Source organism: Microbacterium sp. Y355, assembly GCF_059445345.1.
On the sequence record NZ_JCAIUD010000001.1, the window covers coordinates 795,013 to 811,532 of the forward strand.

Below are 16,520 nucleotides of genomic sequence, written 5' to 3' on the forward strand. Positions count from 1 at the left end.
TAGCCCAGTCGTGCGGGTTGGATCCTGCCTGATCGGGTAGGCATAAACGGTTCGAGGGTAGGTAGCGCGAACAGCCGCACCTGGGACAGGCTGAAGAAGCGGAGATCTCCGCCCGAGAGGAAGGACGAAGATGTCTGGAAACAGAGCGGTCGCCTACGAGGGACCCGGCGTCGTGAAGGTGATCGATACGGATTACCCCGACTTCGAACTCCATGACGGCCCAGGCGTGAACCCGGCGAACGTCGGCAGGAAGATCCCGCACGGTGTCATCCTTCGCACCGTCGCGACCAACATCTGCGGTTCCGATCAGCACATGGTGCGTGGGCGGACAACTGCCCCTGCGGGGCTTGTTCTCGGCCATGAGATCACCGGCGAGGTAGTTGAGGTGGGCCCGGACGTCGAGTTCATCAAGGTCGGCGATATCGTCTCGGTCCCCTTCAACATCTCGTGCGGCCGCTGTCGCAACTGCAAGGAGGGAAAGACCGGCATCTGTCTGAACGTCAATCCCGATCGGCCTGGCAGTGCCTACGGCTACGTTGACATGGGCGGGTGGGTCGGAGGCCAGGCAGAGTTCGTGCTCGTGCCCTATGCGGATTGGAACCTGTTGAAGTTCCCCGACCGTGATCAGGCTCTTGAGAAGGTCCTCGACCTCGCGATGTTGTCCGACATCTTCCCGACCGGTTTCCATGGTGCCGTCACCGCCGGAGTTGGCGTCGGCTCCACGGTCTACATCGCGGGCGCAGGCCCGGTGGGTCTCGCGGCAGCGGTCGGCGCGCAGCTGCTTGGGGCCGCAGTAGTGATTGTCGGCGATCTGAACGAGGACCGCCTCGCTCAGGCACGCAGTTTCGGTTGCGAGACCGTCAACGTGGGCGCAGGCTCCGTGCCCGATCAACTCGAGCAACTCCTGGGTGTGCCAGAGGTGGATGCTGCGGTCGACGCGGTCGGGTTCGAGGCGCGTAGCGAAGGCCATGGTGCAAAGGCGAAGGAGGCTCCGGCGACCGTACTTAACTCGCTCATGGATGTGACCGGCGCGGGCGGCGCAATCGGCATCCCCGGTCTCTACGTCACGGGAGATCCTGGTGCCGTCGACGAGGCAGCGAAGGTCGGGTCCCTCTCGATCAGTCTCGGCACCGGTTGGGCGAAGTCGCTGTCATTCACAACTGGACAGTGCCCGGTCATGAAGTACAACAGGCAGCTCATGATGGCAATCCTGCACGACAAGGCCAAGATCGCCGCAGCGGTGAACGCCAAGGCGATCACGCTGGATGAGGCACCGCAGGGCTACGCCGAATTCGACGCAGGCGCCGCCACAAAGTACGTACTGAATCCCAACGGGTACATCACTGCCTGATCCTGATCTGATCAAGTCCCGGCGTAGTCGGGCAGAAGCAAGGAGAGACCATGACAACCGTCAACCTCGAAGACGCACGTCGCGTCATCGCCGCCGCTGAGAAGAAGGCAAGCGAAATCGGCCAGCCCATGAACATCGCCGTCGTCGACTCCGGCGGCAATCTTGTGGCACACGTCCGGCAGGACGGCGCCTGGATCGGGAGCGTGAACATCTCGATCAACAAGGCGTGGACCTCGAAAGCCTTCGATATTTCAACAAAGGATCTGGGCGACAACTCCCAGCCGACACAGCAGTTCTTCGGCATTCAGAATACGAACGGTGGGAAGGTCGCGATTTTTGCGGGCGGCATCCCCCTGGTGCGTGGCGGCGAGGTCGTAGGCGCAGTGGGTGTCAGCGGCGGCTCTGGCGAGCAGGATCATTCGGTTGCCGAAGCAGGGGTCGCAGCACTGTAGTCCCGGCGACGCCTAGTCGGCAGCGCCTAGTCCCGACGGCGCCTAATCTTGGCGCGCCGACGAACGAGAGAGTTCCCCGCCCAGACGTGTGGGGAACTCTCGGGTAGGTTGGGGCCATGGACAGCGAGGATGCTTCCCCTGGGTCACGTCGGCTCGTCGTCGATCTCGATCGAACCGTGGCGGACCAGGCCGATCGCCATGCCGTGGAACTTGAGTCGCTTCTCGCGATCCTGAGATCTCCCCGGCTCACTGATCAGGCAGCACGGGCAGCTGCGATAGACACCGCGGCGACAGCGTTGGTGCGGCTGAGGACCGAGGCAGACGAGCAGCGAAGTTCGATCCTCGAACCCGTCGTCGGTGCGTTCGCTCGACTGCGGAATGAGCTGAGGCCCCTGGAGCGTTTCGGTTCGCTCGAGATCCAGTTCATCGAGCCTCCGACCACCGGGAGGGCTCTGCCCAGCGAAGTCGCCAACGCCGCGCGAGCTATTGTCCGCAACGCTGTCCTGGCACTGGTCGACGGAGGCGATGCGCACCGGGTTCGAGTCCAATGGGATTGTGACGGGCTGAACCTTCTCATCAGCATTCGTGATGACGGGCGAGGCAACCTGACCGTGCACGATGAGACGCTCCGGCCGATCGCCGAGCGGGTCACGTCATTGGACGGCATCCTGAGCGTCGACGCCACAACAGGATGGGGCTCGTCTCTCGAGGTGATCCTCCCCCTGAACCCGCGTGCTGACGCCAAACCTCTCGCTGAAGGAGCATCTCTCACCGCGCGCGAGTACGAGGTGCTGCGCCTCGTCACGGCCGGAGAACGTAATCAGGCCATCGCCGTGCGACTCGGGATAAGCGCCAACACCGTCAAGTTTCACGTGTCAAATTTGCTGAGAAAGGTAGGCGCCAGCACGAGAGCTGAGTTGATCGCTCTGACGCTGTCTCGATAGTCGCAGCCCCAACCCGCCGCGGCGGACACCCAGAAAAACAAAGAAGCCCTCGATTTCTGAGAACTCAGAAATCGAGGGCTATCCTGTGTTGTGACCCCAGCGGGATTCGAACCCGCGTTACCGCCGTGAGAGGGCAGCGTACTAGGCCGCTATACGATGGGGCCAGTCTTACGGGGCGTTTCCGTCCCGCGACAACTGTACAAGTATGCCATGAGATTTTCTGCTCCGCCAAATCGAGGCACAGGGAGACAGTATCCCGGGCGCGTCATCCTGAGAAGCAGTTTGCCGGACGGCTCTCGAAGGAGTTGACTCTCCCTATGCGCGTAACAAAGCACGAACATGCCGCCCTCCGTATCGATGAGAGCGGCGACACACTGATCATCGATCCAGGATCATTTACCACGCCGCTCGACGACCTCTCGAATGTGGTGGGCGTTGTGATCACTCACGAGCACCCAGACCACTGGACGCCCGAGCATCTCGACCGCATCCTCCGCGCTGCCCCCGGCACCCCGATTTTCGCCCCGGCCGGTGTCGCTGCAGCGGCCGGTGACTACGAGATCATCGTGGTCTCCCCAGGCGACACCGTCACGGTCGGTCGATTCACTCTGCGCTTCTTCGGCGGCGACCACGCTGTGATCCATTCATCACTGCCCTCGGTCCAAAACGTGGGAGTGCTCATCAACGACGAGCTCTACTACCCCGGTGATTCCTACGCCATTCCCGAGGACGTCGACGTCGACGCGCTCGCTGCCCCTCTGGGGGCGCCCTGGCTGAAGATTGGCGAGGCGATGGACTTCGTACTCGCAGTGAAGCCCCGTCGCGCCTTCGGCGTGCACGACATGACCCTCTCGGTGATCGGACGCAACATGCACCGTTCTCGGCTGAAGTGGGCGACCGAACAGAATGGCGGAGAGTTCTTCGAGGTCGATCCTGGCGAGTCGCTCGACCTCTAATCATGGTCGATTCCCCCGCTGCTGAGCGCCTACTAGATGAGGCCGGAGTGCGGCTGCTGCTCGCGCAAGACGCGCCGGACCTCGCTTCCTTTCCCCTGCAGCTCGTCAGCGAGGGCTGGGACAACGCCACCTGGCGGCTCGGCGATGAACTCGCGGTACGCGTTCCGCGTCGCGCATTGGCTGCGCCCTTGATCACGCATGAGCATCAGGCCCTCGCGCTGCTCGGTCCCCGGCTTGCTGCAGTGGGCGTCGATACGCCGGTCCCGGTCGTCCACGGGCGGCCGACGGACGACTTCCCGTGGCCGTGGTCGGTCGTGCCGTGGATCACGGGGATGCACGCGCTGGGGAGGGCGCGAGTGGACAATTCCAGTTGGATTCCGTCTCTGGCCCAAGCTTTGCGCGCACTGCACCAGCCTGCCCCCTTGGACGCGCCGCATAACCCTGTCCGTGGCATCCCGCTTGTCGGACGCGACCAACGAATGCGGGTGCTCCTCGCCCAGCTGCCAGCACACACCGCACAGCCGCTGGAGAGTGCCTGGACCGCCGGCCTCGCCGTGCCCGAAAGCACTGAGAGAGTGTGGGTCCACGGCGATCTGCACACCGGCAACATTCTTGTCGACGGAACCCGGCTATCTGCCATCATCGACTTCGGCGACGTCTCGGCAGGCGACCCGGCCTACGATCTCGCTGTCGCGTGGATGGCATTTGATGCGGACGGGCGAATCTCGTTCCGCCGTGCCGTCGGCGACCGGTACGACGATGCAACGTGGACCCGGGCGCGCGCCTGGTCTGCTTCAGTCGCTGCCATTCTGCTCACCCAGAGCGACGACCGCACCGATTTTCTCGCGCTTGGTCGCAGCACCGCCGCCGAGATCACGGCTGAGATAGCCGCCGAGATCACTTGAGCGCCGTTACTGCGCCGCACGCACTCGCAGGTCGCGAGCGAGGTGGTCACGCTGCTCGATCACGAGACGGCGCAGCGCGGCGGGCGCGTTCTCGTTGGCGACGAGCCATGCGTCGACCAGCTCGAGATCATCGGATGCCGGGAACAGCCCAATCACGAGGCGTCTGGCGAGCTCGATGCTGCGGTCATTCCATGCAGCGGCAATACGTGCGAAGTATTCCGCATCGAGCCCGGCGATGAGGTCTCGCCGGCCGCCGCCGCGCACTCCATCAATGATGGCGCTGAGGTGGTCGTTGCTGAGTGAGCGATCCTCCCATGCTCGGTACCAGGACGTCACTCGAATGGTCTCGACCGGGCGTGCGGCTAGAGCGCGCACCGCCGCCGTGCGGCCGCTCGCCGTGTCATCGCGTTCCAGTTCGGCTTCGACCGTGTCGTGAGATGCGTGTCCGGTCGCCATCAGTGCGGTCAGTAGCGACCAGCGCAGGTCTGGGTCAACCGTCAGACCCTCCGGCGCGTCGCCGTCGAGCATCGCGAGCACTCGATCCGCGTGAGACCCGTCATATGCGGATGCCGCAGCGTAGGCCCGCGCCCAGGACAGCTGCGCATCACTGCCATCGGCTGCATTCGTAAGCGCGTTCCACGTCGTCGTCAGCCACGCCGCGCGCTGCTCGGCACGGTCAGCATCGACTGCATAGTGTCCCACGGCATAGGCCGCATTCGCCAGCACGCCGGCGAGCAGGCCGATATTCTCCTCCGCGGGAGCGTGCGCGCCGACGATGGCCAGATAGCGGGCAACAGGTAGCGCGCCGTCACGTGTGGCGTTCCACAACGACGACCAGACCAGAGCACGCGGGAGGGGTTCGAGCGTCGACAACGCCTGCTCGACCGAGGCAAGCGATCGCTGATCAAGTCGCGACTTGGCATAGGTGAGGTCATCGTCATTGATCAGTACGAGATCCGCATCAGGCAGTTGCACTGGCGTTCGCTCCGCGGCGACGTCGAGTTCGATCCGCTCACGCAGCGAAAGCTGACCCTCCACAAAGTCATATAGGCCGATCCGAAGCCGATGCGGACGCGGATCCGTCTGCACCAGCATCCGCTCGCCGGCACCGTCGATCTCCAGCCACATCGTCGAGACGCCACTCGTCTCCAGCCATGCCTTCGACCACGCCCGCAAATCACGACCAGAAGCCTCCTCGAGCTGTATCAGCAGGTCGTCGAGCGTCGTGTTTCCATAGGCGTGAGCTGCGAAGTAACGCCGCGCTCCCTCAAAGAACTGTTCCTCACCGACGAAGGCGACCAACTGCTTGAGCACCGAGGCACCCTTGGCGTAGGTGATGCCATCGAAGTTCAACTTCGCAGCTTCCAAATCAGTGATGTCAGCAACGATCGGATGCGTCGTCGGCAGCTGATCCTGCTGATACGCCCATGCCTTGCGGTTGGCGGCGAAGCGCACCCAGGCATCCGTGAAGCGGGTGGCCGCCACGGACGCGTGAGCGCCCATGTAATCAGCGAACGACTCCTTGAGCCAGAGATCGTCCCACCAACGCATGGTGACGAGGTCTCCGAACCACATGTGAGCCATCTCATGCAGGATCGTGTTGGCGCGACCTCCACGCTGTGCGTCGGTCGCTGCACCGCGCGACAGGTACGCCTCAGTGAAAGTCACCAGCCCCGGGTTCTCCATCGCACCAAGGTTGTACTCCGGCACGAAGATCTGGTCGTATTTACCCCAGGGGTAGGGGAAATCGAACGCGTCCGTGAAGAAGTCCAGGCCCTGACGTGTGACCTCGATGATCTCGTCTTCCTCAAGGAACTTCGCCAAGGACGGACGACACAGCACCCCGAGCGCCACACTTTGCTCACCGCGAGTCCAGGTCGCATCCACTCGGTGATAGGGCCCCGCGGCAACCACGGTGATGTAGCTCGACAGTGGCAGCGTCGGTGCGAACTCCACTGTCTGGGCGCTGCCCTCGTCATGTACCGAGACCGAGTTCTGGTTTGACAGCACGTGCCAGCCGCCGGGCGCACGCACGAAGAACGTGAACGCCGCCTTCATGTCTGGCTGCTCGAAGCACGCCATGACGCGCCGCGAGTCAGCCGGCTCGTACTGCGTGTAGAGGTACGTCTCACCGTCGACGGGGTCGACGAAACGGTGCAGACCTTCACCGGATCGGCTGTAGAGACCGATCGCCTCGACCACGACGGTGTTGGATGCTGCGAGTCCTGTGACGGCGATGCGCGCGCCGTCGTAGACGACGGGCTGTTCGGTGCCATTGACCGTGACTCTGTTCACGGATTCGCCGATGAAGTCGATCCATGTGCCTGAGACGGTGGCGTCGAATACCAGCGTTGTGGTGGTGCCGAAGCCTGGCTTCTCCTGATTCGGCGCGTCGAGAAGATCAAGTTCGACGCGAATGGTGTGCACGGTGACGGCCGCAGATCGTGCGGCAGTCTCTTCCCTGGTCAGGTTCGCAGAGCTCATTGATCCATCGTTTCATGTGTCAAAGCGATAACTGTCAGCAAGAAGCGACAAGTTTGGGCTAGACTGGAGCGACACATTCACGATGACCTTCGGAATCTCCGGCTGTTCATCGGTCCGATTGCCTCACTGGCATGGTGGCCACTCGATCATCCGTCCTCACCTACCTCACGCTCCCAGCCACGTACGCCGCGAATTTCGCCGTCATGCTGAGAGCCCCCACAAGCTGCCGAGCCGATCATCGTCGAGGCATTACGGGTCGAAGCTCGGCCCACGAATACAAAGGAAACACAGCATGGCTACTGGCACTGTCAAATGGTTCAACTCCGACAAGGGCTACGGCTTCATTGCTCCCGATGACGGATCTGCCGATGTCTTCGCGCACTTCAGCGCGATCCAGGGCAGCGGACACCGCAACCTCGAGGAAGCACAGAAGGTCGAGTTCGACACGGAGCAGGGTCCCAAGGGCCCCCAGGCGACGAACATCAACGCTCTCTAATTAGAGCTTTAAAGGCCCAGTCCCACTTTGTGGGGCTGGGCCTTTGTCATGGGCAGGCAACTCGCTCTCACGATCTCGACGCGCGCCAGGCACGCGATGATCGAGCGCCCGGATGACCGTTCACGTTTGGCCACGACCATAGCCAAAGCTCGCCGGCCACGACGTGCATCGTGAGGCCGAGCCAGAATGCGGGCGCGAAGCTGGCCTCGAGGGACACCAGCCCGGTGCCCGCGATCAGGCCGACCCAGAGTCGGATGGTGCCGACACCAAGGCCGACAGCGAATGCGCGGATCATCCAACGCCGGTGTATCCGCACATTCCCCGCTCGTATCGCACGAAACGCGAGCAGCAACGACATGATGAACCAGGATCCGAACACCGCGGCAGCCAGCGACTGCCACGGCCCGCCGAACGAGAACGGCACACCAAAGCCGAGCGCGAAGGCGCCGCTCACAAGTCCGAACCCGAGAAGCACACGCCCGAAGCGACGATGGAACGTGAAGTGCCGTTCCCGGAATCGACGCGACAGTTGCAGCGGTGCACCGACGAGATACACGACGCCGGGCACGATGTGCAGGTACGCGAGCCACGGCTGCATGACGTAGCGCAGTTCGAAGTCACCTTCCTCCGGTACCTCTCCGCTCACGAGCAGGGGCACATCGGTCAACACACGCAGCGCGGCGAACACAAGCACGATCCCGATGAGGAAAATCATCGCCGTCCACATGACGATTGCGATCGCCCGTGGCACACGACTGCCCTCGTGCTGAACAAGGTTAATGTGGACCTCACCCATCCGTTTCTCCTTCCGGGTCAGTTCGGTTGTGGGCCATGCATCGTGCGTGGGTTTCACACTCCACCTGGTGACATCGCGAGGGTGGCGATACCCTTGCTCAACTGAACTTTCCCGACGTTGGTGTCAGGAACCGTTCCATCCTCGCCCGGGGAATGGTCGGAAATATCGGCCATCTGGTCGATATGCCGCGCCGACATGGCGCAGGAAGTCAAGCGAGCCGCGATGTCTCTCGAACTCGGTGTCCCCACCTACCTGACAAGCTTCGTCGGCCGGGTCACCGAACTCGAGTCCATCCGATCTGCGCTGGCAGGGTCACGGCTGGTCACCATCGTCGGGCCCGGAGGATGTGGCAAGACCAGGTTGGCGTCGGAGGCCGCGCGTATGGACAATGCTGCTGCGTGGTCCGATGAAGTGCGGTGGGTCGACCTGACCGCGACGAACGATCCGAAGGGCGTGGTGGAGCTCGTCGCCGCGGCCTGCGGCACACTTCAGGCCTCTGCTGGTGAAGCCCTCGGTTCGCTGGTCCGTCAGATCGGCGAAGCACCGACGCTGCTGTGCCTGGATAACTGCGAGCACATCATCGATGCCGCCGCAGACCTTGTCGCGGACCTGTTGCGCGACTGTCCCGGTTTGACGGTCCTGGCGACAAGCCGCGAATCGCTCGGAGTGCTAGGCGAGTTGGTCTGGCGCGTGCCCTCCCTCACCAGCGACGATGCGATGGCCCTGTACCGGACCCGCGCAATCGTCCTCGCCGGGCCTGCGGACATGATCGCGGCGGTGCACTTGACCTGTGTGCGGCTGGACGGTATTCCGCTGGCCATCGAGTTGGCCGCGGCGTGGTCGGACATCTTGTCCCCTCAGGAGATCCTCGGCAGCCTGGACGACCGCTTCTCCTGGCTCAATCGCGGCCCGCACGGCGTGGCGGCGCGACACCAGACTCTGGCTGCCTCGATGGCGTGGAGCTACGATCTCCTCGACGAGGACGACAAGATGCTCTTCCGCCGCCTGGGCGTGTTCCCCGGCAGTTTCACGATCTCGGCCGCAGCTTCTGTCAGCGCCCCTGCCGATCTCACCCACACCGACGTCATCGCGGGCCTGGGCAGACTGGTCCGTAAGTCGCTGCTGGTCGCGGACCCCCGCGGCCCCGAGACTCGGTTCGGAATGCTCGAGTCGGTGCGTCACTATGCCGTTTCGCGTCTCGTCGCGGCCGACGAGTACGACGAGATGCGCGAGCGTCACCTGGACGCATTCCTCACCCTCGCCCGAGACAGCGCCCCACTCCTCGAGGAGGATCCGGGTGCCTGGCACGTGCGAATGAATGCCGACTATGAGAATCTGCGCACCGCCATCGAATTCGCCCTCTCGGCCGATGTGGAGCGGGGTCGCCTCCTCGCAGCGGAGCTCCCGTTCCTCTGGCACCTGAGCATCAGGGGACGAGAGGGGCTGGCGCTCCTCCAGGAGGCCGCGGCGAAGGCGAGCGATAGCGGCACGTCACTACAGGCACGACTTCTGGTAGGAGTCGCGTTGGTCGCCGACACGACGGACCCGTTGCTCGAATACGACGCGGCGCAGGCGTCACTTGCGCTCGCGCGCGAGGCAGGAGACCGACGCACCGGCTGCCTCGCGCTGATCCTGAGCGCCGTGGGATCCTTCTACACCGACCTCGACGCGGGGTTGCGCCTTGCGGAGGAAGCGCTAATTGAATCGGATGAGATCGGCTATCGCTACGTCCATGACGCCGCTCTCGCCCTGATGGGCATCATCCTGCACCTCCGCGATGAACACGAGCGCGCGGTGCCTCTGATGGAACGTGCCGTTGATGGGCTCCTGCCCTGCGGCGACCAAGGCATCGCATCGACGACGCTCGGCTTCCTCGCACTCAGCTCGCTCTACACGGGCAACATCAGACGGGCCCGTGAGCTGGCCGCTCGGGCCGTGTCCGTGGCGCAACCACTGGCCGATTACCACAGGATCGGGTCGGCACGAAGCGTCCTGGCGACCGTCGAGGGTATGACCGGCAATATCGACGCTGCCGAGTCGGCCCTGTCGCCAGTCATCGATGCCGCCCTGGACGCGGACAATCCTCCCTTCGTGCCCGGACTCGCCCGCACAATCGGTCACCTGCGCTTGTGGCGGGGCGACGCTGCAGGGGCGCTCGTCTGGTTCGACAGAAAAGCCCCCGAACAGGACCTCGGTCCTGACACCTACTTGTCCCCCCAGACTCTGACCGCGCGTGCGTGGGCCTTGCGAGAGGTCGGCCGGCCCGATTCCGCGGCTGAGGCCTGCGCCATTGCGCTAGACGTGGCGACAAGATTGGGTCTCCCCCGCGTGCTGGCCGATGTGCTCGAACAGTCCGCGCATCTGCTTGAGCCTGACGACCTCAAGAAGGCGGAGGACCTGCACCACGCCGCACTCGAGCTGCGGGCGAGTCACGGACTGACTCTGTTGTGCGTCCTCAGCCTTGAGTCGCTCGCGCGGCTCGCCCTCATCGCCGAGTCCTTCATCGAGGCTGGCAGGCTGCTTGGTGCATGCGACCGGGCGCGCGAGGAGATGAGCTGTCGGCCGGTGACCTCCGATGCGCTCGCGAGGGCACTTGCTGCTGAGAGTGTCGGCCGCGAAGCTTTCGACGCGTCCTTGGCTGAAGGCCGACTGATGACTGTCGTCGAGGCAACCGCATACGCTCAACGAGCACGCGGGAGCCGTGGTCGGCCGTCAAGTGGATGGGCCAGTCTCACCCCGACGGAGTTGGATGTCGGACGGCTTGCGGTGAGCGGCCTGAACAACCCCGAGATCGGAAAACGACTCTTCATGAGCCGTGCGACGGTTAAAACACACCTCTCTCACATGTACGCCAAGCTCGAGGTGGCAAATCGCACCCAGCTGGCCGCTCTGGCCGCCTCCAGCACTCAGCGAGACACTCTTTTCCCGCCGACGATGACCACCGGTGGACAGAAGGGTACCCAGTGAGCAAGGTTAACGCGCGGTGCGATAACTACGCTCTTGGCAGCGATCATTCGACAGCGAGTGAGCGGGCGATGTCGTCGGCGACGAGATCTGAGTTCAATGCTCCATATTCGTCATGGTGGCGCCCAAACTCATTCGTCTCCATCTAAGGAGTTGGGCTGACCTACGCCCGTCTCGATGAGGGCCCTGAGGCTACCACGCACGTAAGTGCCCCACGCGTTCGAGCACACGCCGTAACATTCAGCGTCGGGATTGATGCCCTCGTGCGTGAAGGTGATCCGTGTGCCGCCGTCGCCCTTGTCGATATCGAACCGGACGGTCGTCCCGCTCCACTCCTGCGTGTCGGCGATAATGCTCAGGTAACTGCCGGTGACGGCCCATGCAATTCTGCGCCAGGGCTCTAGCTCGACGACCTGCATTCCGCTGTAGTGCACTCCGGGAACTAGGTAGACGAACTCGTCGCCCACAGTGGTAGAGGTCCCGGTTATCCTGCCCCACCATCCGGAGACGTCGGTTATTGCGTCGAACGCCTCCTGGGGCGTCTTGCTCACCGTGATTGTGGTCGTGTAATCCGCGATCATTTCTCGACTCCTTCGTCCGTGACTCAATTCAGTCAAACTTGCATGACGCAAGCGCCAGCGTCACGCAACGATAACCGTGACCCTTGCATCACGCAAGTGTTAGTGTCGAGTTCATGCTAGGTAAGAAATACGACACACAGGTGTGCTCGATCGCGCGCACGCTCGAACTCGTCGGTGAGCGCTGGAGCCTGCTCATCATTCGCGATGCCCTGTTCGCAGCAGTGACGCGCTTCGGCGACTTCCAACACAACCTCGGCATCGCTACGAACGTGCTGACCTCCCGGCTCGACTGGTTTGTGGCAAGCGGCATCATGCAGCGCGACGGTTCCGCCGACTACCTCCTCACCGACAAGGGTCGCGCTCTCGCCGTCGCGCTCATCGCACTGACTGAGTGGGGCGACGCTTGGGCCGCCCCCGGTCCGCCCCCGATTCTGTACCGCCACACCGCATGCGGCGGCGAAGTCACTGCGCAGGCGATGTGCGCACGATGCGGCGCTGTGCACGCGGACGAGACCGTCGTCCGTCTCGGACCCGGTATGCCCGCTGCCTACGCCGCCCAACGCCGCGGGGGCGGGCGCGCCACGGCATAGCCAGAAGAGCAGGCCCTCGGGCGGCCCGTGCGCTGGATGCTCCGAAAATCTCGTCAGCCGGAGCCCTGTCGACGCGGCATATTGACCAGATGGCCGATATTTCCGACCATTCCGCCGGGCGAGGATGGAACTGTTCCTGACACCACCAATGTCGGGAGACTTCATGACCCACGAGCGGAGAATTCAATGACGAATACAGGTGAGCACGCCGAGCAGGTTGTCACCGAAGAACGCGAGCCGCAACAGATCCTGAGCATCAGGCAGAAGGTCTCGCTCGCAGCCCTCCCACAAACGCAGGGTGAGAACCTCGCTGCACTGTGGCGGTTCATGCAAGGAGAGGAAGTGGCAGCGGTCGGTCCACCTTTCGTTCGCTACCACAGCTTCGGGGATGACGAGACAGACGTTGAGGTCGGTGTACCGATCTCCGCTCCAGCGCTCGGCGACCGCCGCATCCTGAGTGGAGAGTTGCCCGGCGGTCCGGCGATCACGACCTGGCACCCCGGGTCGCATGCGACCCTGGCCGACGCATACGCGCGGCTACACGCCGAGATGGCCGCTCGAACTCGGAAGCCACGGGGCGCTGGATGGGAGATCTACACCTGGATCGACCTCGCTGTCGAGCCGAACACACAATCCTGGCCAGCACCGGAAGAGTGGCGGACCCAGCTAATCCAGCCGGTGATCTGAGCCATGTCTGCGACGGTAGTGCAGGCCAACGGTGTCGACCTCTGCGTCGAGACTTTCGGCGAGGTCACAGACCCGGCGATCCTGCTAGTGCACGGCGCCTCGGCCTCGATGCTGTGGTGGGAGGCCGAACTTTGCAAGAAGATTGCCGCGGCGGGACGATTCGTGATCCGGTTCGACAACCGCGACACCGGAAGATCAGTGAGCTACCCACCCGGGCGGCCGGGTTACTCGCTGCGCGACATGACCGAAGACGCGTTGGGCATCCTCGATGTCTTCGGCATCCAGCGCGCGCACTTCGTCGGGCGATCGATGGCCGGGGCGATTGTCGCCCTCGCCGGTATCGACTATGCCGACAGAGTTGCCTCGCTGACTTTCGTGTCGACTACACCGGGTGGTCGCGGACTGCCGCCGATGTCCGAGGAGTTCCTGGAGTACACCTCCCAGAGCCCTGACCCCACTGACACAAAGGGGGTCGTGGAGTACATCACCGGGTTGATGAAGGTCTACTCGGGCGGCTCACCCTATTACGACGAGAAGTCCGTGCGGGCTACCGCCGAGGCTGACGTGGCGCGCGCCGGCAGCATCGCGTCCACGCTGACCAACCACTTCGTGATCGACTTCGACAGTCCCAAGAGCGGCGGTCTCGGCGACATCACTGTGCCGAGTCTGATCGTCCATGGCGAAAACGACCCGGTGTTCCCGCTGCCGCATGGTGAGGCGTTGCGCGACCAAATCCCCAACGCCGAGCTATTCGTAATGGACAAGGCGGGGCACGAGTTGCCCGAGCCCCTCTGGGATGTGTTCGCCGCCGTATTGATCACGCACACCGACACGTGAGCTCCGCACGTTCCGCATGCAGATTGCCCGTACTGGTGGCATCCCGACCTCAGGTGCTGAGTGCGCTCACCCCGGCGACGAGCGCGACTGCTCCCAGAACGAGGAAGATCGGTGCTGCAAGAATTCCACACCAGAAGCTCGGAGCCGCGATCGTGCGTGGCAGAAAGAGCGCCGCTACTCCCGCCGCTGTGATGAGCACGGCTGCGAGCATCATGATCGACTGCCCGAACACGAACGTGAGCGCCACGAAGTGCAGTCCGACGATGATCAGCACGGTCGGTGCGATGAGGTGTTTGCGCTTGGTGCGCACAAAAAATACCGCGAGCGTGGCACACACGACTACTTCGAGCCAGAACACCACGACGTACCAGACGAATGCCGCGCTACCCGGATCAATAGCGGTCGCCGCGCCCCATTCGCGGACCGCAGCCGTGATGCCGAAACCGAGGAGCACAATGCCCGCGACCTGGAGCGCCACCAGCACGAACCTCCACACGACGCCGCGCGCCGGGCGCTCGTGCGCCCAACCCGCCCAGATGAAGGCGGCGGCGCCGAAGATCGCACCAGTCATGACGAGATCGCGGGGGAAATCGAGGTCTAGCACGCCAGCCACTTTACTGCTCGACTACCGATCACGCACTGGCTGACGATCACGGAGGACAGGAAATGCTGGCATCAGCCTTCGCCCTCGCATCCGCTCTCGGATTGGGCACCTCCGACTATCTCGGTGGGATCCGCAGCCGCATCCACGGGCTCCTTACCGTGCTGGTGATCTCCCAAGGGATGGGCTTCCTGCTCCTTCTCTCTGCACTTGTTCTCGTTCGACCGGCGCCGCCTCGAACAGAGCTCATCGCAGCGGGACTCATCGCCGGAGCTGCGGAGATAGTCGGTACGGCCGCCCTCTACCGTGGCCTGGCAGTCGGGATCACGGGAATCGTTGCGCCGACGGCATCCGCGGCACCGATCGTGCCGCTGGTGATCGGCGTCGGCTTCGGTCTGATTCCTGGGCCGGTACAGCTGAGCGGGGTCGTTTTCGTGGTGGTCGGGGTTGTGCTCGCGTCGGCGCAACGAGACGGGTCGCCGACGATACGACATGGTAGGTACATAAGTCTCCTGTGGGGAATCATTGCCGCCGCGGCGTTCGGGTTCTATCTTCAGTTCATCGGTATCGCTAGTACCGGCGGCATTCTGATGACATTGTTCATGGCAAGGACCGCCGCTATTGGCATTCTGATGTTAAGCGCCGCGATCAGTCGTTTGCACCGTGGTGCTTCCCGCTCGAAGGCGGTGCGGAAATTTTCGCTTCGAGACATCCCCACGATCGCGCTCATCGGCGTCATCGTCCTCGTCTCAGATACGCTCTATGCGACATCTACTGCGATCGGTGAACTAGCCCTCGTCGCCGTGCTCAGCTCCACCCATCCGGTCATCACGATCCTCTGGGCGCGCGTCTACGGTCGAGAGCGGATCGGCGTCCGGCGCCGCTTCGGAATCCTTGCAACAGTCCTCGGCGTTATCGCGATCACGGTCAGCTGAGAGAAGGAGATAGCTGTGAACTGGTCATTTGAGCCACCGGCCGAACTGAGTGCGCAAGCTTTCATCGGACAGCTCCGCGAATTCGGCTCGGAGGTTGAACTCGAAAAGATCAAACGCTACTTCAAATCCGGTGTTGGGGATTATGGTGAGGGCGATCTGTTCGTCGGCGTCCGGATGGGCCAGGTATTCGCACTGGCGGGGCAATACACAGGCATGCCCCTCGACCAGATCGAGGAACTGCTGGAGAGTCCCCTCCACGAGGCGCGGGCAGGGGCTGTCAAGATCATGGCCAAGCAGTCCGCTCACAGGAGCTCTACTGATCAACTCAAGAAGCAGTTGTTCGAGCTCTACCTGCGGCGTATCGACCGGATCAACAATTGGGACCTCGTGGATCTTGGCGCCTGGGATGTTGTTGGCCGCTACCTCGCTGACAGACCGCGCGGAGTCCTCGATCAGCTTGCACGTTCGGATAGCCTCTGGGAACGCCGCACCGCGATCTTGGCAACCCTGTATTTTCTGCGCCGTGGTGAGGCCGACGACACCATACGGCTTGCCGAGTTGCTTCTGGATGATGACCAAGACCTCATCCACAAAGCCGTCGGTGGCGTGCTGCGGGAAGCCGGAAAGCGCGATCGCGACCGATTGCTGAGGTTCCTCGATGCCCATGCCACAAGGATGCCGCGGACCATGCTGCGCTACGCCGTCGAACACCTCGATCAGGATCAACGGACCCACTACCGCGCTCTCCGTGGGAATGCCGGTCGCGGGTAAAGATACGCAGGGCCCATAACCGAGATACATCTCAAAACCAAGAAAACCCCCGCTGACGCGGAGGTTTTTCTTTGGCTGGGGTACCTGGACTCGAACCAAGAACAACGGTACCAGAAACCGCCGTGTTGCCAATTACACCATACCCCAAGAGCGAAAATTGAACCTCGCAC

General features: G+C 63.2%; 16 protein-coding genes and 2 tRNA genes. 12 read left to right on the forward strand and 6 right to left on the reverse strand.

Translation table 11 applies throughout. The annotated features are described in order from the left end of the window. Positions 1-130 precede the first annotated feature (130 nt). From fdhA to AC1C2O_RS03975, 3 genes are all read left to right on the forward strand, one after another. The gene (gene fdhA / locus AC1C2O_RS03965; protein ID WP_495429148.1) at positions 131-1,351 is read left to right on the forward strand and encodes a formaldehyde dehydrogenase, glutathione-independent; all 1,221 of its coding nucleotides are present in this window, start codon (positions 131-133) and stop codon (positions 1,349-1,351) included. Positions 1,352-1,401: 50 nt separating this feature from the next. Beyond that, a complete protein-coding gene (locus AC1C2O_RS03970; RefSeq protein WP_495429149.1) occupies positions 1,402-1,803 on the forward strand; it encodes a GlcG/HbpS family heme-binding protein in 402 nt (133 codons plus the stop codon). Positions 1,804-1,919: 116 nt separating this feature from the next. Further along, on the forward strand, positions 1,920-2,747 hold the full coding sequence (locus AC1C2O_RS03975) for a helix-turn-helix transcriptional regulator (RefSeq protein WP_495429150.1): 828 nt from the start codon (positions 1,920-1,922) through the stop codon (positions 2,745-2,747). 91 nt (positions 2,748-2,838) lie between these two features. Here AC1C2O_RS03975 and AC1C2O_RS03980 read toward each other — a convergent pair. Beyond that, a tRNA-Glu gene (locus AC1C2O_RS03980) sits at positions 2,839-2,911 on the reverse strand. Positions 2,912-3,064: 153 nt separating this feature from the next. Here AC1C2O_RS03980 and AC1C2O_RS03985 point away from each other — a divergent pair. Together AC1C2O_RS03985 and AC1C2O_RS03990 are read left to right on the forward strand one after the other, a co-directional pair. Next, positions 3,065-3,703, forward strand: coding sequence for an MBL fold metallo-hydrolase (locus AC1C2O_RS03985; protein ID WP_495429151.1), 639 nt, complete (start codon positions 3,065-3,067; stop codon positions 3,701-3,703). Positions 3,704-3,705: 2 nt separating this feature from the next. After that, complete coding sequence (locus AC1C2O_RS03990) at positions 3,706-4,608, forward strand: aminoglycoside phosphotransferase family protein (protein ID WP_495429152.1); 903 nt, start codon at positions 3,706-3,708, stop codon at positions 4,606-4,608. 6 nt (positions 4,609-4,614) lie between these two features. Here AC1C2O_RS03990 and pepN read toward each other — a convergent pair whose 3' ends face one another. Then, positions 4,615-7,092 carry an aminopeptidase N gene (gene pepN / locus AC1C2O_RS03995; protein ID WP_495429153.1) on the reverse strand — a complete coding sequence of 826 codons (2,478 nt, stop codon included), beginning with the start codon at positions 7,090-7,092 and terminating at the stop codon, positions 4,615-4,617. Between the two features lie 292 nt (positions 7,093-7,384). On the opposite strand from pepN, the gene AC1C2O_RS04000 reads away from it, so the two are divergent. Further along, complete coding sequence (locus AC1C2O_RS04000; protein WP_036279545.1) at positions 7,385-7,588, forward strand: cold-shock protein; 204 nt, start codon at positions 7,385-7,387, stop codon at positions 7,586-7,588. 67 nt (positions 7,589-7,655) lie between these two features. Here the strand turns inward: AC1C2O_RS04000 and AC1C2O_RS04005 are convergent, their stop codons facing one another. Further along, positions 7,656-8,384: a DUF2306 domain-containing protein gene (locus tag AC1C2O_RS04005; RefSeq protein WP_495429154.1), complete on the reverse strand. Its 729-nt coding sequence runs from the start codon at positions 8,382-8,384 to the stop codon at positions 7,656-7,658. 222 nt (positions 8,385-8,606) lie between these two features. On the opposite strand from AC1C2O_RS04005, the gene AC1C2O_RS04010 reads away from it, so the two are divergent. Beyond that, positions 8,607-11,351 carry a helix-turn-helix transcriptional regulator gene (locus AC1C2O_RS04010; RefSeq protein WP_495429155.1) on the forward strand — a complete coding sequence of 915 codons (2,745 nt, stop codon included), beginning with the start codon at positions 8,607-8,609 and terminating at the stop codon, positions 11,349-11,351. A 128-nt stretch (positions 11,352-11,479) separates the two neighbouring features. Here the strand turns inward: AC1C2O_RS04010 and AC1C2O_RS04015 are convergent, their stop codons facing one another. Beyond that, positions 11,480-11,929, reverse strand: coding sequence for an SRPBCC family protein (locus AC1C2O_RS04015; RefSeq protein ID WP_495429156.1), 450 nt, complete (start codon positions 11,927-11,929; stop codon positions 11,480-11,482). Positions 11,930-12,042: 113 nt separating this feature from the next. Here AC1C2O_RS04015 and AC1C2O_RS04020 point away from each other — a divergent pair, with 113 nt between their 5' ends. From AC1C2O_RS04020 to AC1C2O_RS04030, 3 genes are all read left to right on the forward strand, one after another. Continuing rightward, on the forward strand, positions 12,043-12,519 hold the full coding sequence (locus AC1C2O_RS04020; RefSeq protein ID WP_495429157.1) for a winged helix-turn-helix transcriptional regulator: 477 nt from the start codon (positions 12,043-12,045) through the stop codon (positions 12,517-12,519). A 186-nt stretch (positions 12,520-12,705) separates the two neighbouring features. After that, positions 12,706-13,206: a GyrI-like domain-containing protein gene (locus AC1C2O_RS04025; RefSeq protein ID WP_495429158.1), complete on the forward strand. Its 501-nt coding sequence runs from the start codon at positions 12,706-12,708 to the stop codon at positions 13,204-13,206. A gap of 3 nt (positions 13,207-13,209) precedes the next feature. Then, a complete protein-coding gene (locus AC1C2O_RS04030; protein WP_495429159.1) occupies positions 13,210-14,043 on the forward strand; it encodes an alpha/beta fold hydrolase in 834 nt (277 codons plus the stop codon). 49 nt (positions 14,044-14,092) lie between these two features. Here AC1C2O_RS04030 and AC1C2O_RS04035 read toward each other — a convergent pair whose 3' ends face one another. Beyond that, positions 14,093-14,647, reverse strand: coding sequence for a hypothetical protein (locus tag AC1C2O_RS04035; RefSeq protein WP_495429160.1), 555 nt, complete (start codon positions 14,645-14,647; stop codon positions 14,093-14,095). A gap of 62 nt (positions 14,648-14,709) precedes the next feature. On the opposite strand from AC1C2O_RS04035, the gene AC1C2O_RS04040 reads away from it, so the two are divergent. Next, entirely contained in the window at positions 14,710-15,579 is an 870-nt protein-coding gene (locus AC1C2O_RS04040; RefSeq protein WP_495429161.1) for an EamA family transporter, read from the forward strand. A 15-nt stretch (positions 15,580-15,594) separates the two neighbouring features. After that, the gene (locus AC1C2O_RS04045) at positions 15,595-16,350 is read left to right on the forward strand and encodes a DNA alkylation repair protein (RefSeq protein WP_495429162.1); all 756 of its coding nucleotides are present in this window, start codon (positions 15,595-15,597) and stop codon (positions 16,348-16,350) included. Between the two features lie 72 nt (positions 16,351-16,422). Here the strand turns inward: AC1C2O_RS04045 and AC1C2O_RS04050 are convergent. Further along, positions 16,423-16,497 (reverse strand) — tRNA-Gln (locus AC1C2O_RS04050). Positions 16,498-16,520 lie beyond the last annotated feature (23 nt).